Genomic DNA, 26,727 nt, shown 5'->3' with positions numbered 1-26,727 from the left:
GGCCAACGCCGCATTGCCGGTTTTACAGGTCGCGGTCAAGCCCGCTCCTACCAATAACGGAACACCCGCCCGACCTCTTGACGGAACACCCGCCCGACGCCTTGACGGAAAACCGGGTCGATCCCCTGATGAACTTGTTTCTGGACAAGCTCTTATTCACTTTTCGGCAAAGCCCGGTGTTCATCGCCGTATCGGTACCCATAATGATAGTATTTGTAATATTTGTAATAATATCCGTGGTGGTGACTCACGTCCATCTTGTTCACAATGGTCCCCAGCAGGTTGCCTTTCACGTTCAGCAGGCTCTTTCGGAAGATCCTGAGCGCCTCGCGATGGGTGACGCCGAGGGTGCTCAGGAGGATGACGCCGTCGGCGTGGTTTCCGAGCACCAGCACGTCGGCGAACCCGGCGAAGGGCGGCGCGTCGATGATGATGCGGTCGAAGTAGGTGTTCAGGCTTTCCAAGAGCTTGCGCATGCGGCTGGAGGCCAGCAGTTCCGCGGGGTTGGGCGAGATGGGTCCCGAAGGGATGAAAAACAGATTGGGGATGTCGGTCTTCTGGATGATCTGCTTCACGTCGCACATGCCGGTGAGGAACTGGCTGAGCCCCTTGTCCTTGCCGTTTCGGCTGAAGACCTTGTGGAGGCGGGGGCGGCGGAGGTCGGCGTCCAGGATGAGCACCTTTTCTTCCGAGGCGAAGGCGATAGCCAGGTTGGTGGCCAAGGTGGTCTTGCCTTCTCCCACGTTGGTGCTGGTGATCACCAAGGACTTGAGGGGCCGTTCGCAGCCGCTGGAAAGCTGGATGGACACCTTGGTGGTTCGGATGGATTCCGAGAAGCTGGAACGGGGCTGTTCGCGAACCAGGAAATCCAGCTGAGGCGTTTCCCGTGCCTCCGCTTCGGGAATGACGCCCAGGACCGGAATCTTGAAGCGATCGGAAATCTCGTCGATGCGCTTCACGGTGTTATCCAGGTACTCCAGCAGGAAAGCCAGGCCGACGCCGCCCATGACTCCGAGGACCAACGCGAGGAGCAGGTTCAGCTGCACGTTGGGCTTGTAGGGTTCCAGGGGCAGCACGGCGTAGTCGACCACCTGGATGTTGCTGATTTCAGAGCCCACGTTGGCGTCGATTTCCTTGGTGCGCTCCAGGAGGCTTTGAAAAATCTGCTTGTTGGTTTCCACTTCGCGGGCCAGGATGTTGTACTGGGTGGCCTTCTCGTTGAGCGCCATGGCCTCGGCCTTTTTCTCTTCGGCCGCCGACCGCAGGGCTTCTTCCTGCTTGAGGGCCGCCAGGTAAGCGTTTTTAAGCGAGTCAACGATCCGCTGCTGTTCCCCCTCGATCTTCTGCTGAATGTCGGTCATCCTGGCCACAATGATCTTGACCTTCGGGTATTCGTCCTTGTAGACGGTTTTCAGTTCTTCGTACTGGCCCAGGTAGTCGATGTACTGTGTGCGGAGCTCCTGGATCACCTCGTTATCGATGACCGCCGGGAGCGAATCCGGTCCGGCCGTCATGGCCTGGCGGTAGAGGGATTCGCGGGCGACCCGTTCCGATTCCGCGCCCGCGAGCGCCGAGTTCACTTCTTCCAGCTGCCGGTAGACCAGGTTGAGCCGGGTGTCCAGGGACACGATGCCCGCCTTCTTGGCGAAGGCGTTCAGTTCTTCTTCCGCCTTTTCCAGCTGAATGCGCGCCACTTCCAGCTGTTTTTCCAGTTGCTCCTTGGCTGAGGTCGCGGCGTTCAGCTTCTTGTCCATCTGCCAGCTCACGAACTCCTGCACCAACGTGTTGGCGGCGTCCCGGGCCACTTGCGGGTCTTCACTGGAGAAGGCGATGTTGATGATCGTGGTGTCCCGTTCGGGCTGAACGGAAAGGCTTTCGCTGAAACGCCCCAGCACGGCCTTCTCCGTCTTCAGCCGTTTCAGCGTCTCATCCGGGGGCTCGTCTTCCCCGAAGGAGAGCCATCCCCGGACTGTCTTCTTCCAAGTGGTCAGCACGCCGTCTTCATCGGAGGTGATTTCCGGATTGAAGGCCGGATGGTTTTGGAGCTGCAGTCGGTCGATCACCCGCTGCGCCAGAGACTGGCTCTGCAGCAGCGAGACCTGGGTCTGCATGAATTCCCGGGTCTGGAGCTGGTTGGCGACGAGGTCTTCGAACTTCGTCACATTCGCCTCCTGCGGGCTCACCTCCAGGCGCGCCTCGCCCTTGAAAATCGGCGTCATGGTCAGGCTCACGATTAGCGTCGTCACGAAGACGACCATCAGGAAGGTGGCCACTAGCCATTTCCGCCTGAGGATCACCTCGATGTAGTCCCGCAAATCCACGGATTCTTCGAACTCCGGGACCGGTTCTCGAAGCTCGGTGGACGGCAGCCGGCTGGATTCGCTCACCGGGGCCGGGACCGGGGGGTCCCGGCGGTCTCTGGGCTCCTGAGATTCGAACGATTCCATCTTGGGACCTCGTGGGCACGGTTCAGGGTTCAGGGTTCACCTTGTTCCCAAGCTCCAGCTTGGGAACACAGCTGTGCAGAAGCTCCAGCTTCGATTGATCCCGCTCCCAAACCAGAGCTTGGGAACGAGGGGAAAAATGTCTCGCGCAGACACGCAAAGGCGCAGAGAAATACTCTATTGTCTATTGTCTATTGTCTAAAGTCTAAAGTCTAAAGTCTAAAGTCTAAAGTCTAAAGTCTAAAGTCTAAAGTCTAAAGTCTAAAGTCTAAAGTCTAAAGTCTAAAGTCTAAAGTCTAAAGTCTAAAGTCTAAAGTCTAAAGTCTAAAGTCTAAAGTCTAAAGTCTATCGTTTAAAGTCTATCGTCTGATGTCTGACTTCCGCGCGCAGGAGCGTCATGACGGCGATGAGCGTCAAGACGTTGGCGGCCATCTGGAACGGGAAATCGACCCAGGCGTGGAGAAGGAACGCCGCCATGCCGGCGAGGCAACCCGCGGCCACGGTGGGGTCCGCCCGACCGGGGTTCCGGCGGAGCGCGAGGATCCGGCGGGCGTTCCGGAGCCAGAAGCCCCAGAGCAGGGCGATCCACGCAAGGCCCAGCGGCCATCCCAGTTCGGCGATCCACTGCAGGTAGTCGTTGTGAGCGTGCCGGGCGAAGCTGAATTCCGGGAGATGGGTCTGGTAGACCCGAAAGACCTCCTGGAACGAGCCCAAGCCGATCCCGGTCCAGGGATGGTCCTGGATCAGGGTCCACGTGTCGCGCCAGATGCGGAAGCGTCCCGGCGTGTCGGATTCCAGTCGGTCGAACCGCGTGAGAATGCCGTCGAAGCCGATGACCGCCCCGTAGGCGAGAAGGACGACCCAGCAGCCGACAACGGCCACGAGAGGCTCCTTTCGGCGGGTTCCGGCCAGGCTCAGAAAAAGGGTGGAAGCAATAAGGGTCGATAGGATGCCGGCGCGGGAAGCGGAAAAGACCAGGGCTAGAAGCACCAGGCCGGTGAGGAACCCGAAAAAGAGCCTTTGCTGGCGCCTTTCGTCCTGGATTTGCCGTCGGTTCCCCCGGCGGCCCCCGGGGAGCTTCAGCGTGTAGGCCAGAAGCACCGGCCACAGCAGTCCGAGAAACGCCGCGTAGTTGTTCCGATTGATGAAGGTCCCGCGGGCGAAGCCCCGATAAGAACGGTCCGTGCCCCAGAGCACCCCCACGGACGGGATCAGGACCTGGATGATCCCGTAAGCCGCCTGGAACACCGCGAGGACGAAGAAAAACCGAATGATCCGAGCGCGCTCCTCACGCGACCGGTCCAAGGTGCGTGCCAGCAGCAGGGCGTAGGCGGCGAAAAAGAACCACAGTCCCCCGATGAAGACCGTGTCCCAAGATAGGTAGGAAAGGGCGGCCGGCGCCTGCCCGATCCCCGCCGTTTTCTCGGCCTGAAAGAGCCACGCGGCCCGGGTCGGGCTGATCCCCTGGAGGAGCCCTTCGGGAAGCGGGATGCTCTGAAGAAGCGGGATGCACGGAAGGCCCACGAGAAGGGCCGCCCACCGGCGGTTCGGGAGTCGGAAGGTGATCTTCCCCGCCAGAGTGAACCCGGCGGCCGCCACCAGGAAAACGCCGCAAACGGGCGCCCAAAACGCGGGGTGCGAGCCGCCGAAGAAAAGCAGCATCAGCGCCGCGGACCCGCCCAGGAGCACCCATTCGCTCCGAACCGCCGCCGATGCGGCCGGCTTCGGTTCCCGCGTCGGGTCGCGTGGTTCCGGTCGCCCTGTTTCGAGACGGGGCTCCGCTCCTGAACGAAAAATCCATGACATTCGACTTCACTCAACTTTTTCAGGATATACCGCCGACGCCTCGAGCCTTTGCAGGATATTTTCTTCTTGACACGCAAACTGAGCCTTGCAATACGTAATCTCAAATACGTTGTCAAGGCCTTTCCAATGCATGGGGTGGCGGGTCGCTTAAAACGTTCGGAGGATAACCTAAAAAAGGAGGAGGAAATGAAAGTCGCGAGAACAGTGGTGGTATGGGCGTTGGTGGGGCTCCTGGTGTTGCCCGCGGGGGCTTGGGCGGGAGCTGTGATGCGTCCCAACGGGACGATGAGTGTTCTCGAAAACGGCCGGGAAGTCCGGCGGATCCAGTCCGAGATGCCGGTTCCGGACGGGCTTCAGTTGCTCTGCAACGGCCGATGCCTGGTGCAGATGGAAGGCGTGCAGATGGTCGCCCACGATCAGGCGGTTTTTGCGGTGAGCGAAGGCGCCGACCGCTGGGACGTGAGCGTGAAGTCCGGGCGCCTGGACTTTGCCATGCGTTCCGATGCCGACCTGGTGACGTTCCGAACGCCCCATGACGTGGTCCGATTCGAGGATGCGGTCTTTTCCGCCGATACCGGAAGCATGGTGCGTGGAAGCCTTATCGTTACGGAAAACGAAACGCGGCTCGCGCTCCATGAAGGGACGCTGAAGGTGGCGAGCCGAAACGGCTCCCAGGTGCTTTCTCCGGGCGCGGAAATCCGGCTGGCCTCCAGTGAGTTTGCTCCGGCGGAAGAGGGTGAAGCCGTCGCCGCCGAGGGGTTGAGCGGGACCACCAAGGCGGCCATAGCGGCGGGTGTTGGGGCGGCGGCCATCGTGACCGGTGCGATCGCTGTGGAAAACATGAACGACGATGACGACGACGATGATGTGAGCCCCTCCACGCCCAGCGGCCTGCAGTAGGACCGCCCGCTTCTGAGGAAGGTATGACGTGCGGTGTCGCGCTCGGCGCGCCACCGCTTCTCTATTTTGGGGGTTCCCCGGCTTCGGCGGAACCCACCGCGGTCGTAAACCGTGAAAAGAGGCACGCCGGATGAAAGGAAACCTCGACAGGAAGCGCGCGTGGGGGTGGGCGCTGGTCGCCGCCGTTCTGATCGGTCTCTACGGGTGCACCACGGGGGGACTTAAACCCACCACCACGCTGGATGCGGTGATGGCCCAAACGGATCCGGAAAGCAAAGCGATTGAGGAACTGAACGCCAAGCTTTTCGCTTCAGCGGGCGGTGCACCGGAATTCCAGGACTACATCCTGAACGAAGGCGACCTGATCCAGGTGTCCGTCTTCGAGGCGCCGGAACTCAACAGCGAGGTGCGGATCGGAGCCCGAGGCTTCGTGACGCTGCCGCTTTTGGGGTCGGTTGAAGTGAAAGGCCTGACCACAGTGAACGCCGAGCAGCTCATCGAAGACCTCTACCGCGAAAAGTATCTCCAGGATCCCCACGTGAGCATCTTCGTCAAAGAACGGTTCGGCGGCAAGATCACGGTCCTGGGAGCGGTGGAGAAATCCGGTTCCTTCGACTACCCGGCCCGCCAGCGGCTGCTGGACGCCCTGGCGCTTGCCGGCGGCCTGTCGGAGACAGCCGGCCGCACGGTGCAGATCCGTCGCAAGGGTGAGAACCCGGAGCGGCCGGATACCTACCTCGTCGACCTGGACCAACTCATCGAAGAAGGCCATTCCGAGTTGAATCTGGAAATCCTTCCGGGGGACGTGATTTTCGTGCCTGAGGCGAGAATGGTCTACGTGGACGGGGCGGTGCGCGAACCCGGGGCCTATCCCATCAGGAGGGAAATGACGGTGCAGCAAGCCATTGTGGAAGCAGGGGGCTTGAGGACTACCGCCAGCGAAGGGAACATCAAGCTGGTCCGTTATATGCCGGGAGGTTCCCGGGAAGTGGTGCAGCTCAGCCTGAACGACATCCAGAATGGAAAGGCCCAGGAAATGACCGTCCGGGACCGCGACGTGGTGTTCGTGGAAACCAGTACCTTTGAGGCGATGCTCTACGGCCTGCGCCTGAACCTCGGCATGGGCCTGATGGGCATCGGCTATACCCCGCCGCCGCAATAACACCGTTTTATATCCACAGATTACACAGATTACACAGATGAAGGAGCCGGCGGCTATTGAGTTTAAAGGGGAGGGGGATTTTCCCCTCGTTCCCAAGCTCCACCTTGGGAACAAGAAGCAAATCCAATAATCTGTGGCTATCTGTGTAATCTGTGGATCTAAACTTGTGGACAAAGATCAGCGGACATACGCCATTATCGGGGCTGCCATGGAAGTACATCGGGAGTTGGGTCCCGGTTTTCTGGAAGCGGTCTACCAGGCGGCCATGGAGATGGAACTGGCGTTGAGGGACATCCCTTTCCGCTCTCAACCGCAGGTCACAGTTCAATACAAAGGCCGCGATCTGGATAAGGTGTACCAGCCGGACCTGATATGCTTTGGGGAAATTATTGTGGAGATCAAGGCCCTGTCCAGCTTATCCGGCACCGAGGAGGCTCAAATGATCAATTACCTGAGGGCCGCAGGGCTGAAGGTGGGTGTGCTGCTCAACTTCGGTAGGCCATCGCTGCAATACAGGCGCTTTGTGTATTAAACTCACAGGACCACAAGTTTACATCCACAGATTACACAGATTACACAGATAATCTGTGTAATCTGTGTAATCTGTGGATCTAAAGCTGTGGACAAACATCAGCGGACGTGCCTCATTTATCTTGACAATCATCGGGAACGTCCTCGCAGGAGCCGGCGCCAAAGGGGCGGCTTTCGCTGCTGGAGAGGGGGCGCCGGCGGTTCGTAGGGTTCGCCCTTGACCAGCCGTCCCGGGATGTCCAGGACCAGTTCCCGCGCCGCTTCCTCGCCCACGATCTCCGACGCGAACCGAAAGGCTTCCAAAAGCTTCGGCGGGCGGTTTTTCAGCCCGTGGGTGTCGGAGGCGATGACGTGGGCGAGTCGGTTTTCCAGCATGTGGATGGTGAACCGCTGAATGTCCTTTCCCATTCCCCCCAGGAGACCTTGGGCGGTGATCTGGAGGATCACGCCGCATCGGATCCAGTCGGTAAGGTGTTCGGGGCGGCGCATCACCTCGGGGTGCCGTTCGGGGTGGGCGATCACCGGCGTGACGCCTTGGTTCTGAAGTTCGAAGAAGAAGGCGTTGAGGTTTTGGGGAAGGACCTCCGGGGGGAATTCCAGCAAGGCGTAACGGCGGCCGTCGTTTAAGGTCATGAGGCGGCCGGAGCGGATGCCGTGGGGGATCATGGGGTGGATGCGCAGTTCAGCGCCCGGGAGCACCTGAAGTGCGATGCGATGCCGGTCCAGCAGCTCGTTGAGCTTTTCCGTCATGGAAAGGATGCGTTTTCGGCCGTTTTCGTAGACGCCCCGGTGCCAGTGCGGAGTGGCCACCATCACGGTGATGCCGTCGTCCGCGGCGGCCCGGGCCATGTCCAGCGCCTCGTGCCACGACCGCGCCCCGTCGTCGATACCGGGAAGAATGTGCGTGTGAAGATCAACCATGGTCTTCTCTGCGCCTCCGCGCGAGAAAGAGAATGGTCTGTGTAATCTGTGGATGTCAAGCTGTTGATCTTTGTCCACAGATTTCACCGGTGGACACAGATGATCGGCTTTTCCATCAAACCGCACGCATCATTGCCCATTTCACCAACGCCACCCCGATCAATACCCCAACCCCGTTCATCCCGAGATCTTCCCATGACCCGGTGCGCCCCGCCGAAAAATGCTGCAACAGCTCCATCAAGCCGCTGTATGCAAACACAAACATCACGGCTCCGGCCCGGCTCCACAGAGACGCAAAGCTCACATAGGCTAGCACAGACAACATCGCCACCGCCCCCACGTGCATCCACCCGGCCCAGTGAGAAGGCGGACTGGCCTGCGGCGACAACATCGCCCATGGCATACATGCGAGCAGCACCACCAGGGTGCCCCTGCCTGCCGTCTGCAACACTCTACTGTGCCTGCCGTATAAACCGGTCAGCGTGTCCATTAATCCCCCCCTCCATAATATCGACCTTATCTGTGTAAATCTGTGTAATCTGTGGATCTAAATGTACCTAATCATCCATCCCGCAGTTGTGCCTTATCTCCCATACCGCAACAGCACCACGAGGGCCGTTCCCACCAGGATCCTGAAATCGAGCCCCAGGCTCCAGCTGTCTGTAGGCCAGGTCCATCTGCATCCATTGCTTGAAGGAAACATCGTTGCGCCGCGCAGTACAAGGAGTTCGTGTCATGCGCCTTTCTTCAATCGGACAATAACATGAAAGCACCGTCTTCAAGGACTTGATGGATCAAGCAGCCGTCAAACGCAACGGCAGGGGGCGTCCCAAGAAGCCGCCTCGCAGAATCGTATGTGGTACATAGGCATTATACTCTTATGGTTGTAAGTATGATTGGATCGGATGAAATAACTTTCTTGCGTTATCCGTCTTCCGCCTCCATCCCCGGTCCCCGTCCGTCTCACCCTGCCATTGGGCCGCATGGTTTTTGGCGATCTCGCCGTCCTCCCGAAAACCCCTTGCACCAACATGCGGATTATCCTATATTTGCAACATGCCTACGGTCATGAAAATAGGGACCTTCAGGTTCCATTTTTATTCAGACGAAGGAAACGAACCGCCGCACATCCATGTGGCAACGCCTGATGGCGAGTGCAAGTTCTGGCTTCAACCGGTTCGTTTGGCAAGAAATAAGGGCGTCGCTCCATTGATCGTGAGAAAGATAGAGAAGATGGTGTTTGAGAACCAGCTTTTTTTGATGAGGAAATACTATGAAAGCCGAAATGAATAGACTGGAAACCGTTGAGCCGGCCGCGATCAGGGCCTGGGTAGAATCCCGGACCATCTTCATCGAACTGACGGACGGCCGCATCGTCGGATTTCCCGCAGACCGCTTCAAGATACTGTCGAAAGCCACGGATGATCAACTCAAAGACGTCGAAATCAGGTTGAACGGATTTGCATTGCGCTGGGAAACACTTGATGAAGACATTACGGTTCCGGGGATTGTTGCAGGCAATTTCCAATTGCCGCCTCTGACTGCCGACTCCTGACTTCTGTCGCTCCTTCAGGAATCCTGCCCCCCGGGCCCTCGCTGATCGCCACGACGCGCACCTGCCTCTCCCCGGCAAACGCCCGGGCCAGGTTCACCAGCAGCCGGGGATTGTGCTTCATGCCCAGTGTGCCCGAGTAACGTATTCAGCCCGGTATCCCTGTCCACAGATTCCAGCGATGGCCACAGATGATCGGATTTTCCATCAAACGCCTTGATTGAACCATCTATTCATCTACCTTCCTCGCGCCAAGACGACACGAAAGATTTCCTCGCGCCAAGCCGCCAAGGGTTTTTAGCGCCCCAAAGCTTTTCTGTGCGCCTCTGCGCGAGAAAAAGAATTCCCCTCGTTCCCAAGCTCCGTGCCCCCATCAACCTTCGCCAAAACGTCATCAACCCCCTGATGAATCATCTACCGAAATTTGTGTATACTACAGGACATGTTTACTCCTTGGATCAGATCATAACGACAACCACCCTGACACAGGGGGCAACCACCTTCATGAATAACATTGCGGGGCAACACCCCATATGCATCAAGCTAATCGCATGACCCCACAATCAGGGCCGAATGCGGGAATTGCTGAATTACGCCACTAATCAACGACATGACTGCGGAATGTATATTTCAACTTGACAAATTTCATCAATCAGGTAATACTTTGTATATCTAGGAACAAGGAGATCGTTTTTTGAGAATTAATGATTTCGAATGGGATGAAGGCAATGCCCTGCATCTCCAACTCGGCCACGGCGTTACTCCGGAGGAAGCAGAAGAGGTCTTCGCCAACAAACCCTTTTTTAGAAAGACAAAACAAGGGCATTATGCCGTTTTTGGACCTACATTTGACGGGCGGTATCTAACAATTATATTCGAGCTAAAACCCAAGGGCATTGTCCGGGCGTTTACAGGCTGGGACATGTCCCGTGCAGAATTGCAATACTATAAGAAACGCAGGAGCTAACCATGAAAACCGAACAAACAACTCGAAAAACTTGGGCTGAATACTACGATCAGGAGAATATCCTGGATGAGATCACGGAAGAGCCCGTTACCTTTAGCCTGCAAGACGACATTCGTCAGGACATCATCACAGGGAAGCGTAAAAGAAAACTGAAGAACATCTCAATTAAGTTGGATCCACTTCATGTTCAGGCAATTAAGAAGCTCGCCACCATGAAGGCTATGCCCTATCAGACATTGGTGAGGCATTGGCTTGCAGAGGATATTAAAAAGGAATTAGATGCAGTTAGGAAATGAGACCAACCCCCTGTGTCAGGGTAGTTGTCGCATGATCTAAATCCATATAATTGAGCATTTCTGGGGCGATGAAAGAATTATCTGTGTAAATCTGTGTAATCTGTGGATGTCAATCCCAGCGCCTCAAAGCTCATATTTGGATTCCGCTTTCGAATAGATGCTCCATAGCACTGAAATGGGTGTCCTAACTCTCGATTCTGGGCCGGCAGGCGCACGTCTTGTGCGACGTGGATGATGTCTGCGGTGGTATGCAAGACGAGGCCTTTACGGATCCAATAAGACCCTTCTGAAAAAGCACAAAGGGCTGTCCGCTTTGGTGGGGTTACAACAAATTGTTAACAATTTCTTGATATTTAAGAAACTTCTGATCGGCGGACATCAATTTGGCATCATTGATTAATGCCGTTGCGATCATAAGTCTGTCCTGCGGGTCTCGATGATGTTCAGGAAGTTCAACGGCAGCAAGTGTCAAAAACATCCCCTTTTATAAGTATTTTTCCTGCTATCTCCGGATTGGGCAGGCGTCGGGGAGGACGTTGCGCTTCAATCGGGCCGGTAATGCGAAAATAAACCTCCACCTTTTTGTTTGGTGGGAATTTTGGCAGCCCTTTGAGGCTGCCGTCATTATCTGTATAAAGAACTAACAGACCCGTATTCATGAAGTGCTCCTTTTTTCTATTTTTTTAATTATAGAGCATCATCACAATATTTTCAATATCCGTCAAAGACTTTAATTATGGCTATAGTTCTGTTTTTTGCCTTGAAAAGTCCCGTATAGGCCCTGTATGGCTGCCTGAAAACACTAATTCTCGTTTCTTTTCAATCTGTTCAATAGACTCCCGCAGGTTGGCAACTGCCTCAGAGGGCGTATCGCCGATGGCAGTGGCCCTGACGTCCTCGCATCTTGCCAGATAGTCACCATTTTCCAGACGGACGATAACAACTGGCAATGTATATTTCATTTTGACATCCTCCTCCGGATAGCATATTACTAAAAACCATATTCCTGCGAGGCACCAAAGTCAAGCGGGTAAAAGATTAACGAAAAACAAAAACTTTAAAGCCGAAAAACTTAAATTCGAAATCCAAATATCGAAATTCAAAACAAATTCGAATAACCAAATACAACAATGACCAAAAAAACTCTTTAGATCTTCTTTTGCCGTTTCTAATTTGTTTTATTTGAATTTTGAAAATTGTTTTGGATATTCGAATTTTATCTTTTCCCGGCCCCCGCCCCCAGCGGCCTCCAAATCATCCTTCGCGAAGCGAATCATCCAATCCCGAACGGATCATCCCGCGCCGAAGGCGCCATCCTAATCATCCAAATCATCCGTCCCGAAGGGATCATCCCGCGCCGAAGGCGCCATCCTAATCATCCAAATCATCCGTCCTGAAGGGACTCATCCATGCCGAAGGCATTCCTTCGCGAAGCGAATCATCCGTGCCGCAGCCACTTGTTCAAACCTTGTAATCCGAATCCCAATCCTGCCCCGTCTTCATCTTCTTGGAGAGCGCCTTCGCCAGATTCATCAGCTTGTTCTCAATCCGATGGTGCCGCTCATCAAACTCATCAAAAACCGCCCTGCCGATCTCTCCTGACTCCAACAAGGCATAAAATTGCGAATAATTCTCCCCGCAAGACCCCAACGCCACATTGATGAACTGAATATACTCCTTGATCGACCTCCTGCAGTAGCCTTCCGCAATGTTGGAACTGATAGAAAACACCGAATCCAAAACCTGATCCTTTATCTTGAACGAGATTTTTTTCAGACTGTCGAGGACTTTCTTCTCAAAGCCATAAAGCTGAATAGCCTCTCTCCAAACCTCCAGCTTCCGAAACCCCCGATTCAGGTTCTTATTCCTCTCCAAAACCTCATCTTGCATCAATATGCCTCACCCATGCCAATCATCCAAATCATCCATGCCGCAGGCATTCATCCAGCGCCGCAGGCGCCATCCTAATCATCCAAATCATTCTATTTTTTTCACTGCGCCTCTGCGCCTCTGCCCGAGAAAAAGAATTATCTGTGTAAATCTGTGTAATCTGTGGATCTAACCCGCAGTTGTCCCTTACCGCCCATACCCCAAAACCACCACCAGGCCCGTGCGCGCCAGGATCTTGAAATCGAGCCCCAGGCTCCAGTTGTCGATGTAGGCCAGGTCCATCTTCATCCATTCCTTGAAGGAAACCTCGTTGCGCCGCGCAGCACAAGGAGTTCGTGTCATGCGCCTTTCTTCAATGCCGCCCTCACCGGGAAATGATCCCCGGCGCTGCGGGGCGGCACCCGGGCCTGGTCCACCGCGATCCGGGGGGATACAAAGATGTAATCGATGCGCGGGTTCAGCGGAAAAGCGATCTTGTGATAAGTGCCTTGAAACCAGTCCACCCCGGGCCAGAGCACATCCCGGTATCGGGCGGTCACGTGGCGGATGGTGCGCGATACCGGCACGGTGTTGAAATCGCCGGCCAGGATCACCGGCATGCCAGCGTCGGCGACGGCCGCCCCCAGGGCCTTGACCGCGTCGGTACGCACGGTGTCGGTGAAAAGCTCGGCGTAGATGGAATCCAATGCCTGGCGCGCGGAAAAGACCACCTGCCCCTCGGCGTTGCGGACCTTGGGATCCACCTCGTCCAGATGCACCGAGCAGGCCAGCACTCTTTCGCCATCGATGTCGAGCACGGCGCACAGCGCGCCGGAGCCTCTGCCGTCGCTGGGCAGCTCGATCTCCCGCGTTTCTCCGATGGGATAAACCGATAGCACCATCAGCCCGGCCAGTTTCCCGGACCTGGCCTGCGCCCCGGCCGCGTGCGGATACCCCAAGGCTTCCAAAAGCTCGGCCCTGGCCCGGCCTCCGGGCACTTCCTGCAAGAAGAGAATATCCGGCCGGCCATCCTCCAGGATGCAGGCCGCGGTTTGGGCCACCGGGAACGGCCGCGGGTTGGCATCGCCCACGTTGAAGGTCATGGCGGAAAAGCCGCCGCCGCCCGCCTCGGGCCGGTGCACGGCCCAGGCCATGCCGATGGCCAGGCAGGTGGCAATCGCAACAATCAGGAGGTAGCGTCTGTAAATCATAAAGAAAGGGAAAAACCGGGTTTGTTTTTACCCAAAACGTCCTTACCAAAGTGCATTTGCGAGTCGACGCCAACAGTAACGTGATCTCCATCATCCTGACGCCCGGACAACAATATGAAAGCGCCGCCTTTTTTTCTTTGCGCCTCTGCGCCTCTGCGCGAGAAAAAGAATTATCTGTGTAAATCTGTGTAATCTGTGGATCTAAATAAACCTAATCATCCATGCCGCAGTAGGAGGCTCATTGCGTCTAGTACGCCCCGCTACCCCGAAGCACCTTGACCACGGTCAGGCAGATGATCTTCAGGTCCAGCCAGAAGTTGCGGTTGACGGCATACCAGGTGTCCAGCTCGACGCGCTCCTGGTAGTCCTCGGTGTCGCTGCGCTTGCCGATCTGCCACGGCCCGGTGATCCCCGGCTTGATGGAGCAGTAGATCCCGCCGTTTTCGCGATAATACTCGCACAGCTCCTTGTGCACGATGGGCCGGGCCCCCACCACGCTCATCTCGCCGCGCAGCACGTTGATGAACTGGGGCAGCTCGTCCAGGCTGGTCTTGCGCAGAAAGCGCCCCAACCAGGTCACGCGGGGATCGTTCTTCAGCTTGAAGGTCTGCGCCCACTCCCGCCGCGCCGCCGGATCCCTCTCCAGGATCTCGGCCAACTTGCGGTCGGCATCGACGCACATGGTGCGAAACTTCAGGCAATTGAACTCGCGGCCGGAGACCGTGATGCGCCGGTGGCCGTAGAAGACCGGCCCCCCGTCGTTCAGCTTGATCAGCAAGGCGATGGGCAGGGTCAACGGCAGGCTGCAAAGGATCACCAGCAACGAGAAGGCCACATCGAAGAGCCGCTTGCGGCCCGACTCGGGGTTGAAATCCAGCAGCATCATCGAGCCCAGCCGCTCCAGCCGGGTGTTCAAAATGCGGAAGGCGTAAAGATCCGGCACCAGGAAAAGCCGCGCCCCCAGGGTGCGGCAGTTTTGCAGGATATCATGAATCTTGCCTTCGGCCCGCATGGGAAGGGCGATGTAGACAAAGTCCACGTCGTTCTTTTCAAGATATTTTTTGAGCTCGGAAACGGTTCCCAGGATGGTTTTGGTCCCGCTGCGCCGTGCCGGCCAGGTCCGCGGTGGTTTTCCGGTCGTCAAAAAAACCGATCACCCGGATGCCGATCCAGGGGGCCGCTTCGATATGCCGCGCCAGGGTGAACCCGAGATCTCCGGCACCCACGATGACCGCCCTGCGCAGGTTCTTGCCGCTGGACCGAAGCAACCGGAGCATCTTGCGAAAGGAGACATGCACCACGAACAGGACCATGGGCACGGCCCCGAACCAAGAGAGCAGCGCCGCGCGGGAAAAAACCTGGCCCTGCTTGAAAACGAACAGCAGAAACATCACCAGCCCGACCTCGATGACCCAGGCCGTGCAAAGGACGCTAAACTCGCTGATAAAGCTCTGCCCCCGCCATGGCCGATAGAGATCCGCGTAATGGAACACCAGCAGGGTCATGCCGAAGGCGGCGACGGCCAGATCGGTGTACTGGTCACCCCACTGACCGACGTACAGCACCACGATGGAATAGAGCGTCAGCACCACCAACCCGGCGTCCAACAGGCGCAGAAAAGGCATCAGAAAAGGGCTCGATTCTCTGAGAGATGGTCTTTTCCCCTTCAGCATGACAATCGACTCCTTTTATCCCACCTGGGCCGCGATCCAGCGGTAGGTCTTCTCCAGCCCTTCGCGAAGCGGCCGGCTCGGGCGCCAGCCGAGTTTTTCTTGGATGAGCCGGTTGTCGGAGTTGCGCCCGCGCACCCCCAGCGGGCCGTCGATGTGCTTCTTGGCGAGCTTCTTGCCGGCGATCTCCATGGCCATGTCGGCCAACTGGTCGATCGTCACCATCTCGTCGGAGCCGATGTTCACCGGCCCGCTCCAGTCCGAGCGCGTCAGGCGCAGCACGCCGTCGAGGCACTCGTCGATATACAGGAAGGAACGGGTCTGCTTGCCGTCGCCCCAAATCTCGATCTCGCCGCCGTCCGGGGCCATGGCCACCTTGCGCCACATGGCCGCCGGCGCCTTTTCCTTGCCGTCCTTCCAGGAGCCGTAGGGGCCGAACATATTGTGGAAGCGCGCGATGCGCACCTCCATGCCTTTGTTGCGCTGGTAGGCAAGGTAGATGCGCTCGCTGAAGAGCTTCTCCCAGCCGTACTCGCTGTCCGGTTGGGCAGGGTAGGCGCTGTCCTCGGCGCAGTTGGGGTTGTCCGGGTCGAGCTGGTTGTACTCGGGGTAGATGCAGGCCGAGGAGGAATAGAAGATGCGCTTGACGTTGCGCTTGTGGCAAACATCGAGCATGTTGAGGTTGATCTGGGCCGAGTTGTGCATGATGTCGGCGTCATGAACGCCGGTGAAGACGTACCCGGCGCCGCCCATGTCGGCGGCGAACTGATACACCTCGTCGAAGCGCCGGTCCACGATCCGCCGGCACAGATCCTGCTCGCGCAGATCGCCGATGACGAAATCGTCGGCAACGGTTTCCCAGAACTCGGGAAACTTCAGATCCACGCCCCGCACCCAGTAGCCTTCATCCTTCAGCCTTCTGACCATGTGACTGCCGATAAAACCACCCGCTCCACAAACCAACGCCGTCTTCATTCTGAATACTCCTTTCTAATTTGGAACCACAAAGACACAAAGAGCACAAAGTTTTTTTCATATATTTTTCTTCGTGTCCTTCGTGTCTTCGTGGTTCAAATAAAAACCACAAAGACACAAAGAACACAAAGCCCTTCATCATAAGCGTGTCGTCGATCCTCATTTCACAAACATTCCATAGCAATTCACCAGCCCCTGGGCTGTGTAATCCGTTTTCCCTGCGCATTAGTAAAACTTGCCGGGAATTGGCAATTTTTCAAATCCGCCTTTCGGATATGACGGACGAAACTGGCCACTTGGGCCAACCCCTTCGGGCAAGGAATGCTGGGGGAGATGATGCCAACCGGTTTTTTCAGATCTCGGATGACCAATTCGATGGGAGTTATCAAGTCGGTATCGCTGGTTACGACCACTGCCACGTCATACATGTCCCGCCAGCCATCGTGGACAAGGTAAGATGCCAGATTTACGTCGGAGCCCTTTTCTTCGAAACTGTCGATACTGACGAATTGCCGAGGATTTGAACCCGAAAGAGGCCTTTTGGTGGATTTTGCCAAGAAGGTGCCCAAGTGAACGGTGAGACCGGGGAGCGTTTCCAGAGCATTCAGATAGGTTCTTTGCCTTCTTGGCTGATCGGGGTCAATCCGCCCGGTCACCATGGCTGTGAAATATCGTATCCCGACCAACCTGTTTTCCTTTTTCAGGATACGAGAAAGCATTTTATTCAAATCCAGCCACTTATATGGTGTTCCTTTCAAGGCACGATAGTACAGGTTGAACCCGTCCACATAGCCGATCGTTCTCACGCCATCTCCAGAAAAAGCAAAGGCCACGAGGTTTCCCTCACGGCCTTTGAACCGGCAGCATGCTGCCAGCGGGTACTCTGACAAAATAAATAGTCAGAAATAACCAGGCCGTCAACCAAATTTTTATTGCTTCATCCCCCTTGCCCGCAGAAAAGTCTTCAACTATAAATAATCATTGAGATATTTTACCGCCGTGCCCTTTGTGCCTTCGTGGTTCAAATATAAAACCACAAAGACACGAAGTACACAAAGACCTTAGTCATAAATTCTTTCCTCGTGCCCTTCGTGCCTTCGTGGTTTCTTTACCTTCACCCCGATCATGCCTCTCACAGGTTTTTTGAATACAACCACAAAGTCACGAAGTACACGAAGTTGTTAATTTTACTCTCTTTCCTCGTGCCCTTCGTGCCTTCGTGGTTACTTTCTCTTCGCCCCTTGGATGATCCCTTCGAAGCGGTCGGCGATGCGCTCGATGTCGAAGGTCTTTTCGGCATATCGGCGGCCGTTTGCGGCCATCTTTTGCCGCAGATCGGCATCTCGCCACAAGCGCCTGGCGCCATCGATGAAAGCCTCCCCGTCCCCGGGCGCCGCCACGATGCCCGCCCCTTGGCCGCTGACGATCCGGGCCGCCAGGTTTTCCGGCGGCACCGCCAGCAGCAGCGGCCGCCGGGCGCACAGGTAGGTGAGCACCTTGGACGGCACGGCGAACACCCCGGCGTCCGGCTCCAAAATAGCCACCAGCACGTCGGCGGCCCCCTGAACGAGAGGCACCTGCTCGAATGGCTGGAAGCCCATCAGCACCAGGTTGTCCAGCCCCGGCTTTTCCTTTTGCTCCTTCAAGAACCCCGCACCCAGACCCTCGCTGATCACCACGACGCGCACCTGCTTCTCCCCGGCAAACGCCCGGGCCAGGTCCAGCAGCAGCCGCGGATTGTGCTTCATGCCCAGCGTGCCCGAGTAGATGAAGTTGAAGGTCCCGTCCAGCCCGTGCGCCCTGGACCACGGGTTCTCCTTTTCCACCACCCCCACTTCATCCAGCGGCGCCCAGTTTTCCACCACGTGAATGCGCTCCGGCGCAACGCCCGCCTTGCGGCAGATGGGCACAAAATCCTCGGTGATGGCCACCACCGCCTCGCTCTGCCGGAGCAGCCGGTGCTCCAGGCCGATGTACATCCGCCCCACCACCTTCCCGGGGACCGGCAGCTTCTTTTCAAGGTTGTTGCGGATGCCCACCCCCAAGAGATCCTGCAGCCAGAACACGAACCCGGTACCCATTTTCCGGCACTCTTTGGCCAGCATGGCCTGCGCCCCCAGGGGCGTATTGGCGGAAACGACCACATCCGGATGGAACCGCCTTGCCGCGGCGCTGAGCTTGCGCCCAAGCTCGTTTTCCTGCCGCGCCCGCTCCAGCAGCCCGTAGCGGCTGAACGGCCTTGAAAGCACGATGGGAAAAAAATCCAGATTTGTCGGGTCGGCTTCCCTTCGCTCCAGCGCCCCCCGCGGGGTTTGCAACTGAGCGGTAAAAGAATGCCGCACCTCGTGACCGCGACCGGCCAATGCCCGGCTCAACTGCACCTGGAACGGATGCCCCGCATGGTCATTGACGAGAATTTTCATCTTGCCTGGATTCACCCCCGCACCCCTATCCACGGATTTCACCGATGGCCACAGATTATCGGCTTTTCCATCAAACCACTTGATGCCTCGACCTATTCCTCGACCTATTCATCTGTGTAAATCTGTGTAATCTGTGGATCTTTGTCCACAGATTTCACCGATGGCCACAGATTATCAAATTTCCCATCAAGCCCCTTGATTCCTCCATCTATTCCTCGATCCATTCATCTGTGTAAATCTGTGTAATCTGTGGATGTAAATCTGTTGATCTTTGTCCACGGATTTCACCGATGGCCACAGATTATCGGCTTTTCCATCAAACCACTTTTGATTCCTCGACCTATTCCTCGACCTATTCATCTGTGTAAATCTGTGTAATCTGTGGACGCCAATCTACGTAATCTGTGGATGCCAATCTACGTAATCTGTGATCTGTGGATGACTCCTTAATACACAAAGCGCCTGTATTTCAGCGATGGCCCACCGAAGTTGATCAACAAACCCACCTTCATCCCTGTGGCCTTCAAGTAATTGATCATCTGAGCCTCCTCGGTCCCGGATAAGTTGGACAGGGCCTTGAGCTCCACAATAATTTCCCCAAAGCATATCAGGTCCGGCTGATACACCTTGTCCAGATCGCGGCCTTTGTATTGAACGGCGACTTGCGGTTGAGAGCGGAAAGGGATGTCCCTCAACGTCAGTTCCATCTCCATGGCCGCCTGGTAAACCGCTTCCAGAAAACCGGGACCCAACTCCCGATGCACCTCCATGGCGGCCCCGATAATGGCGTATGTCCGCTGATCCCTGTCCACAGATTTCACCGATGGCCACGGATTATCGGCTTTTCCATCAAACCCCTTGATTCCTTGACCTATTCATCTGTGTAAATCTGTGTAATCTGTGGATGTCAATTAAGGTTGACAAACTGACCGTATTTATCATATTTCAGTCAGTATGCAGGTCGTTATTTAAAACAAAAATGGAGGGGCATCGTGTATATCCCACAGAGACAACTCGCCAATTTGAAAGAGGCCGTCACGCCGGGCAAGGTCGTGGTTATCTACGGCCCCCGCCGGGTGGGCAAGACCACACTTCTTAAAAAGTACCTCGAATCCATCCCCGAGGAAGTCCTGTTTGTGAACGGCGACGATATCGTGATCCGTGAATACCTGGAGAGCCAGTCCACCGAAAAACTCAGGGATTTTGTGGGAAATCACGCCATCCTTATTGTGGACGAGGCCCAGTACATCAACCAGGTCGGCCGAAACCTTAAAATCATCGTGGATACCATCCCCTCGCTTCGTATCATCGCCACGGGCTCTTCCTCGTTCGACCTCGCCAAAGACATCGGCGAGCCATTAACCGGCAGAAAAAGGGTCTTGAAACTTCTCCCTCTGGCGCAAATGGAGATCGCCCACATGGAGAAACCTCACCAAACCAAAGCCAATCTCGATGCACGGCTCATCTACGGCTCATACCCGGAAGTGATCCTCCTCCGCGGCAACACCGAACGCCAAAGCTACCTGCGCGAACTGGTTTCATCCTATTTGTTCAAGGATATTCTTCAACTGGAAGGGATCCGGCACGCTGACAAATTGCAGCGCCTGGTCCAGCTCCTGGCCTTTCAAATCGGCAACGAAGTCTCGCTCGCGGAGTTGGGAAAGCAGTTGGGTATGAGCAAAAATACGGTTGAGCGGTATCTGGATCTTCTGGAAAAGGTCTTTATCATCTTCAGGCGGAGCGGATTCAGCCGGAACCTGCGCAAGGAAATCGTCAAGAATCAACGCTATTATTTCTATGATAACGGCGTTCGCAACGCCTTGATCAACAACTTCAATCCATTGGAGATTCGTGACGACACCGGGGCGCTATGGGAAAACTATGTGATCGTGGAACGGTTGAAAAAGCAGGAATATCTGGGCCAGTCCGCGAACGCCTACTTCTGGAGGACATACGACAAAAAGGAAATCGACTTGGTTGAAGAACGCCACGGAACCCTCTCAGGTTTTGAGATCAAATGGAAACGCCGCACGCTCCACGCGCCCAAGGATTGGGTAAACGCCTACCCCAATGCCACTTTCGAAGTCATACACCGGGACAACTATTTGCAGTTTATTCAATAAGCCTTCGCGAAATCATATCCTTCACCCCAATACATCAAACATTTCCTCGCGCCAAGCCGCAGAGACGCCAAGTTTTTAAAACATGATATCGTTATCTTTTCTCTGCGCCTCTGCGTCTCTGCGCGAGAAAAATCTGCACGAGAAAAAGAAGTGGATTTAAAAAGAAAATCCCCCTGCACCGCCCATCTCCGCCCCCAGCCGCCTCCAAATCATCCAAGTCATCCTAATCATCCCATTTTTTTCTCTGCGTCCCTGCGCCTCCGCGCGAGAAAAAGAATTATCTGTGTTAATCTGTGTAATCTGTGGATGTCAATCCCAGCGCCTCAAAGCTCATATTTCGATTCCGCTTTCCATAACTTCTCTCGCGATGGGGTTTGCCATATGAAAGTCGGCTTCCCTGATGGGATGAGGTTCAATGCGCGTATCAAACTTCCGTCGGAGTTTCATCAAATCCACCTGCATTTCAAAGGTATCGGCAATCGTCTCGACAATCACCGCAACGTCCAGATCGCTGTCTTCTTTGTACGTTCCTTTGGCGTACGATCCGAAAAGGAGGACCTTTTTGACGTGTGGGATTGTCCTCTTCAAAAGTGTGGCATAATTCACTACGGCTTCGGGAGCTTCTCTCTGAGCCATGTTCTCATACCTCGAATTTCATCCATCCATTTTTTCGTAAAATCACGTGTGCATTTTCGATGAAATTCCCTTTTGTAATCGTCATAACACGCACGCAGGTTGAACGTGGAAACGGTGTCCAGAATATCCTTTTGACCTTCACTGAGCGCTAAATCGGCCTTCTCTGCCAACCGCACAAGATCATGGATGAACGGCGGATTTATTCCGACATTGTGAACGTACCAAGCTTTGATGAGCTTTTCTAGGACAAGATGCCCGACAAACAATGCCCAAGCATAATCTGCTTTTTCGAATAGATGCTCCATAGCACTGAAATCGGTGTCCGAACTCTCGATCCAGTATTGGAGAATTTCGTGTTTGTCCACATTTCCCTCACGATGTGGATGTCAATCTGTTTAAAAGCCTAATCATCCTTCGCAAAGCGAATCCTCCAATCCCGAAGGGACTCATCCAAGTCATCCCTGACGAAGTCAGTCATCCTAATCATCCATCCCGAAGGGATCATCCAAATCATCCCGCCGAAGGCATTCATCCCGCGCCGAAGGCGCCATCCAAATCATCCAAATCATCCTTCGCGAAGCGAATCATCCGTCCCGCAGGGATCATCCAATCCCGAAGGGATCATCCTAATCATCCCTGACGAAGTCAGTAATGCCGAAGGCGCCATCCTAATCATCCTAATCATCCAATCCCGAAGGGATCATCCCTGACGAAGTCAGTCATCCTTCGCGTAGCGAATCATCCCTGACGAAGTCAGTTCCCTCAGGGACTCATCCAAATCATGTATTCATCTCGTTTCCTTCGTGATCTTCTGTAAATTTTTTATTTTTTACCGCCCATACCCCAACAGCACCACCAGAGCCGTGCGCGCCAGGATCTTGAAATCCAGCCTCAGGCTCCAGTTGTCGATGTAGGCCAGGTCCATCTTCATCCATTCCTTGAAGGAAACCTCGTTGCGCCGCGGGGTGGTCTGCCAGATGCACGTGAGCCCCGGCTTCATCGACAGGCGCCGGCGCTGCCAGGTTTCGTATTGCGCCACCTCGGCCGGAATCGGCGGCCGCGGGCCCACCAGGCTCATCTCGCCGCGCAACACAAGGAATTCGTCTTATGCGCTTTTCTTCAATGCCGCCCTGACCGGGAAATGATCCCCGGCGCTGCGGGCCAGCACCCGGGCCTGGTCCACCGCAATCCGTTGGGAGACAAAGATGTAATCGATGCGGGGGTTCAGCGGAAAAGCGATCTTGTGATAGGTGCCTTGAAACCAGCCCACCCCGGGCCAGAGCACATCCCGGTATCGGGCGCTCACGTGGCGGATGGTGCGCGATACCGGCACGGTGTTGAAATCGCCGGCCAGGATCACCGGCATGCCGGCGTGGGCGACGGCCGCCCCCAGGACCTTGACCGCAGCGGTGCGCACGGTGTCGCTGAAAAGCTCGGCGTAGATGGAATCCAATGCCTGGCGCGCGGAAAAGACCACCTGCCCCTCGGCGTTGCGGACCTTGGGATCCACCTCGTCCAGATGCACCGAGCAAGCCAGCACTCTTTCGCCATCGATGTCGAGCACGGCGCACAGCGCGCCGGAGCCTCTGCCGTCGCTGGGCAGCTCGATCTCCCGCGTTTCTCCGATGGGATAAAGCGATAGCACCATCAGCCCGGCCAGTTTCCCGGACTTGGCCTGCGCCCCGGCCGCGTGCGGATACCCCAAGGCTTCCAAAAGCTCGGCCCTGGCCCGGCCGCCGGGCACTTCCTGCAAGAACAGAATATCCGGCCGGCCTTCGTCCAGGATGCAGGCCGCGGTCCGGGCCACCGGGAACGGCCGCGGGTTGGCATCGCCCACGTTGAAGGTCATGGCGGAAAAGCCGCCGCCGCCCGCCTCGGGCCGGTGCACGGCCCAGGCCATGCCGATGGCCAGGCAGGTGGCAATCGCAACAATCAGGAGGTAGCGTCTGTAAATCATAAAGAAAGGGGAAAACCGGGTTTGTTTTTACCCAAAACGCCCTTACCAAAGTGCATTTGCGAGTCGACGCCAACAGTAACGTGATCTCCATCATCCTGACGCCCGGGCAACAACATGAAAGCGCCGCCTTTTTTTCTTTGCGCCTCTGCGCCTCTGCGCGAGAAAAAGAATTATCTGTGTAAATCTGTGTAATCTGTGGATCTAAATAAACCTAATCATCCATCCCGCAGTAGGAGGCTCATTGCGTCTAGTACGCCCCGCTACCCCGAAGCACCTTGACCACGGTCAGGCAGATGATCTTCAGATCCAGCCAGAAATTGCGGTTGACGGCATACCAGGTGTCCAGCTCGACGCGCTCCTGGTAGTCCTCGGTGTCGCTGCGCTTGCCGATCTGCCACGGCCCAGTGATCCCCGGCTTGATGGAGCAGTAGATCCCGCCGTTTTCGCGATAATACTCGCACAGCTCCTTGTGCACGATGGGCCGGGCCCCCACCACGCTCATTTCCCCCTTCAGCACATTGATAAACTGGGGCAGCTCGTCCAGGCTGGTCTTGCGCAGAAAGCGCCCCAACCAGGTCACGCGGGGATCGTTCTTCAGCTTGAAGGTCTGCGCCCACTCCCGCCGCGCCTCCGGATCCCTCTCCAGGATCTCTTCCAGCTTGCGGTCGGCATCGACGCACATGGTGCGAAACTTCAGGCACTTGAACTCGCGGCCGGAGACCGTGATGCGCCGGTGGCCGTAGAAGACCGGCCCCCGGTCGTTCAGCTTGATCAGCAAGGCGATGGGCAGGGTCAACGGCAGGCTGCAAAGGATCACCAGCAACGAGAAGGCCACATCGAAGAGCCGCTTGCGGCCCGACTCGGGGTTGAAATCCAGCAGCATCATCGACCCCAGCCGCTCCAGCCGGGTGTTCAAAATGCGGAAGGCGTAAAGATCCGGCACCAGGAAAAGCCGCGCCCCCAGGGTGCGGCAGTTTTGCAGGATATCATGAATCTTGCCTTCGGCCCGCATGGGCAGGGCGATGTAGACAAAGTCCACGTCGTTCTTTTCAAGATATTTTTTGAGGTCGGAAACGGTTCCCAGGATGGTTTGGTCCCGCTGCGCCGTGCCGGCCAGGTCCGCGGTGGTTTTCCGGTCGTCAAAAAAACCGATCACCCGGATGCCGATCCAGGGGGCCGCTTCGATATGCCGCGCCAGGGTGAACCCGAGATCTCCGGCGCCCACGATGACCGCCCGGCGCAGGTTCTTGCCGCTGGACCGAAGCAACCGGAGCATCTTGCGAAAGGAGACATGCACCACGAACAGGACCATGGGCACGGCCCCGAACCAAATCAGCAGCGCCGCGCGGGAAAAAACCTGGCCCTGCTTGAAAACGAACAGCAGAAACATCACCAGCCCGATCTCGATGACCCAGGCTGTGCAAAGGACGCTAAACTCGCTGATAAAGCTCTGCCCCCGCCACGGCCGATAGAGATCCGCGTAATGGAACACCAGCAGGGTCATGCCGAAGGCGGCGACGGCCAGATCGGTGTACTGGTCACCCCACTGACCGACGTACAGCACCACGATGGAATAGAGCGTCAGCACCACCAGCGCGGCGTCCAACAGGCGCAGAAAAGGCATCAGAAAAGGGCTCGATTCTCTGAGAGATGGTCTTTTCCCCTTCAGCATGACAATCCACTCCTTTTATCCCACCTGGGCCGCGATCCAGCGGTAGGTCTTCTCCAGCCCCTCGCGAAGCGGCCGGCTCGGGCGCCAGCCGAGTTTTTCTTCGATGAGCCGGTTGTCGGAGTTGCGCCCGCGCACCCCCAGCGGGCCGTCGATGTGCTTCTTGGCGAGCTTCTTGCCGGCGATTTCCATGGCCATGTCGGCCAACTGGTCGATGGTCACCATCTCGTCGTAGCCGATGTTCAACTGTGGAAGCCTCACGGCGGCAGCCCTCGCTTGCCGCCATACTCAGCCCATCAACCCGTAAAACATCTATCCCGCTCGGTACGAAACCGCTCCCAGGTTTCCCGCACAAACGTCGAAAATTCGTTCCGGAAGCGGTCTGTTGAAAAGCTCTCGGCGTGATGACGGATCACCGCGGGATCGAAACGGTTGCGACAGCATTCGAAGCGTTCCACGGCATCCATTACAGCGTCCGGGGTCTGCGCATCGAAAAAAAGCCCCGTGACCCCCTCGACCACCGTCTCGCGGCAACCCCCGCGACCGTAGGCGATCACCGGCGTTCCGCAAGCCTGCGCTTCCACGGGGAGAATACCGAAATCTTCCTCGGCCGCGAACACCAGCGCCTGTGCCCGGGTGAGGTAATCCCGCAGCACTTCTGTGCGCAAAAAGCCGACGACTTCGATATTGGCCGCGCCTCTCGCCTTTGCCTGTATTTTGCGCAGTTCTGGCCCGTCACCTGCGACCACCAGCCGCCGGCCCGGCATCGCAGCAAAAGCATCCACCACCAGGCCCATGCGCTTGTACGGTACCATCCGAGAGGCCGCCAGATAAAATGGCTCCTTTGCCGCGCGCACCGAAAAATGCTCCACGTCTACCGGCGGATAGATCACTTGGGCCTTTCGGCGGTAAACCTTCCAGATCCGGCGTGCGATGTAGTTGGAGTTCGCAACGAAGGCATCCACGCCGTTTGCGGTGCGGACGTCCCAGAGGCGGATACGGTGCAAAATCCAGCGTGCGGCCCAGCCGCGCAGCCCGTTCCCGAGCCCAGCTTCGGCCAAGTACTGGTGCTGTAAGTCCCAGGCGTAGCGCATCGGCGAATGCACATACGAGATATGCAGTTGCTCAGGTCCGGTAAGAACGCCTTTTGCAACTGCGTGGGAGCTGGAAATCACCAGATCATATCCAGAAAGATCAAACTTCTCGATTGCTAGCGGCATCAGCGGCAGATAAGCTCGATACTTCGATCGTGCCAGCGGCAGCCGCTGGATCAAGGTGGTTTGGGGAACGCGGCCTTGGAGAAAGGCCCTCTCCTCTTGGGGCAGGAAATCACAGAGCGCAAAAAAATCCGCCTCCGGGAATGTGGCAATCATCTGCTCAAGTACCCGCTCGGCACCCGCATAGGTGGTTAACCACTCATGTACTAATGCAATGCGCAATTACCTTGCCTCCTGCTCGAGTAGGTCCCAGGTTCTTTCTGCCGTTCGTTTCCACCTGAATTGGTTTGCACGTTCGATTCCCCGTTGCCGAAGACCTTCTCTGACAGTATAATTTCTCTTGGGTAAACCCCCGGCTTTGCCGGGGGACTCCCAGAGTTTGACATTTCCGGGAGTAT

Annotated in this window: 28 protein-coding genes and 2 pseudogenes; 8 read left to right on the top strand and 22 right to left on the bottom strand. The window is 56.4% G+C overall.

The genetic code is table 11. The features are described from left to right. Nucleotides 1-152 precede the first annotated feature (152 nt). A complete protein-coding gene (locus FDQ92_RS00790; RefSeq protein WP_137422830.1) occupies nucleotides 153-2,447 on the bottom strand; it encodes a GumC family protein in 2,295 nt (764 codons plus the stop codon). A gap of 342 nt (nucleotides 2,448-2,789) precedes the next feature. Then, nucleotides 2,790-4,250 carry an O-antigen ligase family protein gene (locus tag FDQ92_RS00785; protein ID WP_137422829.1) on the bottom strand — a complete coding sequence of 487 codons (1,461 nt, stop codon included), beginning with the start codon at nucleotides 4,248-4,250 and terminating at the stop codon, nucleotides 2,790-2,792. 186 nt (nucleotides 4,251-4,436) lie between these two features. Here FDQ92_RS00785 and FDQ92_RS00780 point away from each other — a divergent pair, with 186 nt between their 5' ends. The 3 genes from FDQ92_RS00780 to FDQ92_RS00770 all read left to right on the top strand — a co-directional run bounded on the left by FDQ92_RS00780 (nucleotide 4,437) and on the right by FDQ92_RS00770 (nucleotide 6,844). Next, nucleotides 4,437-5,150 carry a hypothetical protein gene (locus FDQ92_RS00780; protein ID WP_137422828.1) on the top strand — a complete coding sequence of 238 codons (714 nt, stop codon included), beginning with the start codon at nucleotides 4,437-4,439 and terminating at the stop codon, nucleotides 5,148-5,150. Nucleotides 5,151-5,280: 130 nt separating this feature from the next. Then, the gene (locus FDQ92_RS00775; protein ID WP_137422827.1) at nucleotides 5,281-6,312 is read left to right on the top strand and encodes an SLBB domain-containing protein; all 1,032 of its coding nucleotides are present in this window, start codon (nucleotides 5,281-5,283) and stop codon (nucleotides 6,310-6,312) included. Nucleotides 6,313-6,478: 166 nt separating this feature from the next. Next, nucleotides 6,479-6,844: a GxxExxY protein gene (locus FDQ92_RS00770; RefSeq protein ID WP_211341318.1), complete on the top strand. Its 366-nt coding sequence runs from the start codon at nucleotides 6,479-6,481 to the stop codon at nucleotides 6,842-6,844. Between the two features lie 128 nt (nucleotides 6,845-6,972). On the opposite strand, the gene FDQ92_RS00765 is transcribed toward FDQ92_RS00770, so the two are convergent. Together FDQ92_RS00765 and FDQ92_RS00760 are read right to left on the bottom strand one after the other, a co-directional pair. Then, nucleotides 6,973-7,764: a tyrosine-protein phosphatase gene (locus tag FDQ92_RS00765; protein WP_137422826.1), complete on the bottom strand. Its 792-nt coding sequence runs from the start codon at nucleotides 7,762-7,764 to the stop codon at nucleotides 6,973-6,975. Between the two features lie 115 nt (nucleotides 7,765-7,879). Then, entirely contained in the window at nucleotides 7,880-8,254 is a 375-nt protein-coding gene (locus FDQ92_RS00760) for a VanZ family protein (RefSeq protein ID WP_137422825.1), read from the bottom strand. Nucleotides 8,255-8,820: 566 nt separating this feature from the next. Between FDQ92_RS00760 and FDQ92_RS16050 the strand changes: the two genes are divergently transcribed. From FDQ92_RS16050 to FDQ92_RS00740, 4 genes are all read left to right on the top strand, one after another. Continuing rightward, a complete protein-coding gene (locus FDQ92_RS16050) occupies nucleotides 8,821-9,057 on the top strand; it encodes a DUF4160 domain-containing protein (protein ID WP_137425650.1) in 237 nt (78 codons plus the stop codon). After that, a complete protein-coding gene (locus FDQ92_RS00750) occupies nucleotides 9,038-9,319 on the top strand; it encodes a DUF2442 domain-containing protein (protein WP_137422824.1) in 282 nt (93 codons plus the stop codon). Before FDQ92_RS16050 ends, FDQ92_RS00750 begins: the two co-directional genes overlap by 20 nt. 691 nt (nucleotides 9,320-10,010) lie before the next feature. Next, nucleotides 10,011-10,283 (top strand): BrnT family toxin, encoded by a 273-nt coding sequence (locus FDQ92_RS00745; protein WP_137422823.1) that lies wholly within the window; start codon nucleotides 10,011-10,013, stop codon nucleotides 10,281-10,283. Nucleotides 10,284-10,285: 2 nt separating this feature from the next. Continuing rightward, nucleotides 10,286-10,579, top strand: a complete 294-nt coding sequence (locus FDQ92_RS00740; RefSeq protein WP_137422822.1) for a hypothetical protein — start codon at nucleotides 10,286-10,288, stop codon at nucleotides 10,577-10,579. Between the two features lie 452 nt (nucleotides 10,580-11,031). Here the strand turns inward: FDQ92_RS00740 and FDQ92_RS00730 are convergent, their stop codons facing one another. From FDQ92_RS00730 to FDQ92_RS00680, 11 genes are all read right to left on the bottom strand, one after another. Continuing rightward, nucleotides 11,032-11,238, bottom strand: coding sequence for a hypothetical protein (locus FDQ92_RS00730; protein ID WP_137422820.1), 207 nt, complete (start codon nucleotides 11,236-11,238; stop codon nucleotides 11,032-11,034). Between the two features lie 81 nt (nucleotides 11,239-11,319). Then, nucleotides 11,320-11,541 carry a type II toxin-antitoxin system HicB family antitoxin gene (locus tag FDQ92_RS00725; protein WP_137422819.1) on the bottom strand — a complete coding sequence of 74 codons (222 nt, stop codon included), beginning with the start codon at nucleotides 11,539-11,541 and terminating at the stop codon, nucleotides 11,320-11,322. A gap of 499 nt (nucleotides 11,542-12,040) precedes the next feature. Then, nucleotides 12,041-12,469 carry a four helix bundle protein gene (locus FDQ92_RS00720; RefSeq protein ID WP_137422818.1) on the bottom strand — a complete coding sequence of 143 codons (429 nt, stop codon included), beginning with the start codon at nucleotides 12,467-12,469 and terminating at the stop codon, nucleotides 12,041-12,043. A gap of 186 nt (nucleotides 12,470-12,655) precedes the next feature. Next, nucleotides 12,656-12,811, bottom strand: coding sequence for a sugar transferase (locus FDQ92_RS00715; RefSeq protein WP_170180117.1), 156 nt, complete (start codon nucleotides 12,809-12,811; stop codon nucleotides 12,656-12,658). Then, a complete protein-coding gene (locus FDQ92_RS00710; RefSeq protein ID WP_137422817.1) occupies nucleotides 12,808-13,659 on the bottom strand; it encodes an endonuclease/exonuclease/phosphatase family protein in 852 nt (283 codons plus the stop codon). The genes FDQ92_RS00715 and FDQ92_RS00710 overlap by 4 nt, the downstream gene beginning before the upstream one ends. Nucleotides 13,660-13,906: 247 nt before the next feature. Next, the gene (locus FDQ92_RS00705) at nucleotides 13,907-14,803 is read right to left on the bottom strand and encodes a sugar transferase (protein WP_137422816.1); all 897 of its coding nucleotides are present in this window, start codon (nucleotides 14,801-14,803) and stop codon (nucleotides 13,907-13,909) included. Continuing rightward, complete coding sequence (locus tag FDQ92_RS15845) at nucleotides 14,709-15,332, bottom strand: Rossmann-fold NAD(P)-binding domain-containing protein (protein WP_137422815.1); 624 nt, start codon at nucleotides 15,330-15,332, stop codon at nucleotides 14,709-14,711. The genes FDQ92_RS00705 and FDQ92_RS15845 overlap by 95 nt, the downstream gene beginning before the upstream one ends. A 15-nt stretch (nucleotides 15,333-15,347) precedes the next feature. Next, nucleotides 15,348-16,304, bottom strand: a complete 957-nt coding sequence (locus tag FDQ92_RS00695; protein ID WP_137422814.1) for an NAD-dependent epimerase/dehydratase family protein — start codon at nucleotides 16,302-16,304, stop codon at nucleotides 15,348-15,350. A 185-nt stretch (nucleotides 16,305-16,489) separates the two neighbouring features. Beyond that, on the bottom strand, nucleotides 16,490-17,137 hold the full coding sequence (locus tag FDQ92_RS00690) for an NYN domain-containing protein (protein ID WP_211341317.1): 648 nt from the start codon (nucleotides 17,135-17,137) through the stop codon (nucleotides 16,490-16,492). Nucleotides 17,138-17,527: 390 nt separating this feature from the next. Then, complete coding sequence (locus FDQ92_RS00685) at nucleotides 17,528-18,727, bottom strand: glycosyltransferase family 4 protein (protein WP_137422813.1); 1,200 nt, start codon at nucleotides 18,725-18,727, stop codon at nucleotides 17,528-17,530. A 446-nt stretch (nucleotides 18,728-19,173) separates the two neighbouring features. Next, the gene (locus tag FDQ92_RS00680; protein ID WP_246041777.1) at nucleotides 19,174-19,539 is read right to left on the bottom strand and encodes a GxxExxY protein; all 366 of its coding nucleotides are present in this window, start codon (nucleotides 19,537-19,539) and stop codon (nucleotides 19,174-19,176) included. A 180-nt stretch (nucleotides 19,540-19,719) separates the two neighbouring features. On the opposite strand from FDQ92_RS00680, the gene FDQ92_RS00675 reads away from it, so the two are divergent. Then, nucleotides 19,720-20,850 (top strand): ATP-binding protein, encoded by a 1,131-nt coding sequence (locus tag FDQ92_RS00675; protein WP_137422811.1) that lies wholly within the window; start codon nucleotides 19,720-19,722, stop codon nucleotides 20,848-20,850. 330 nt (nucleotides 20,851-21,180) lie between these two features. On the opposite strand, the gene FDQ92_RS00670 is transcribed toward FDQ92_RS00675, so the two are convergent. From FDQ92_RS00670 to FDQ92_RS00640, 7 genes and pseudogenes are all read right to left on the bottom strand, one after another. After that, on the bottom strand, nucleotides 21,181-21,486 hold the full coding sequence (locus tag FDQ92_RS00670; protein WP_137422810.1) for a nucleotidyltransferase domain-containing protein: 306 nt from the start codon (nucleotides 21,484-21,486) through the stop codon (nucleotides 21,181-21,183). Beyond that, the gene (locus FDQ92_RS00665; RefSeq protein ID WP_137422809.1) at nucleotides 21,456-21,851 is read right to left on the bottom strand and encodes a HEPN domain-containing protein; all 396 of its coding nucleotides are present in this window, start codon (nucleotides 21,849-21,851) and stop codon (nucleotides 21,456-21,458) included. The genes FDQ92_RS00670 and FDQ92_RS00665 overlap by 31 nt, the downstream gene beginning before the upstream one ends. Nucleotides 21,852-22,315: 464 nt before the next feature. Continuing rightward, nucleotides 22,316-22,579: pseudogene (locus tag FDQ92_RS00660) on the bottom strand (sugar transferase); the annotation flags it as partial. A 12-nt stretch (nucleotides 22,580-22,591) separates the two neighbouring features. Further along, complete coding sequence (locus FDQ92_RS00655; protein ID WP_137422808.1) at nucleotides 22,592-23,443, bottom strand: endonuclease/exonuclease/phosphatase family protein; 852 nt, start codon at nucleotides 23,441-23,443, stop codon at nucleotides 22,592-22,594. A 247-nt stretch (nucleotides 23,444-23,690) separates the two neighbouring features. Beyond that, nucleotides 23,691-25,115, bottom strand: a complete 1,425-nt coding sequence (locus FDQ92_RS00650; protein ID WP_137422807.1) for a sugar transferase — start codon at nucleotides 25,113-25,115, stop codon at nucleotides 23,691-23,693. 15 nt (nucleotides 25,116-25,130) lie between these two features. Continuing rightward, nucleotides 25,131-25,358, bottom strand: a pseudogene (locus FDQ92_RS00645) (NAD-dependent epimerase/dehydratase family protein); the annotation flags it as partial. 50 nt (nucleotides 25,359-25,408) lie between these two features. Further along, nucleotides 25,409-26,551, bottom strand: coding sequence for a glycosyltransferase family 4 protein (locus tag FDQ92_RS00640; protein WP_137422806.1), 1,143 nt, complete (start codon nucleotides 26,549-26,551; stop codon nucleotides 25,409-25,411). Nucleotides 26,552-26,727 lie beyond the last annotated feature (176 nt).

Source organism: Desulfoglaeba alkanexedens ALDC, assembly GCF_005377625.1.
Lineage (GTDB): Bacteria > Desulfobacterota > Syntrophobacteria > Syntrophobacterales > DSM-9756 > Desulfoglaeba > Desulfoglaeba alkanexedens.
The sequence above is the reverse complement of the archived record's forward strand: the minus strand, read 5'-3'. Positions and strand labels throughout refer to the sequence as shown.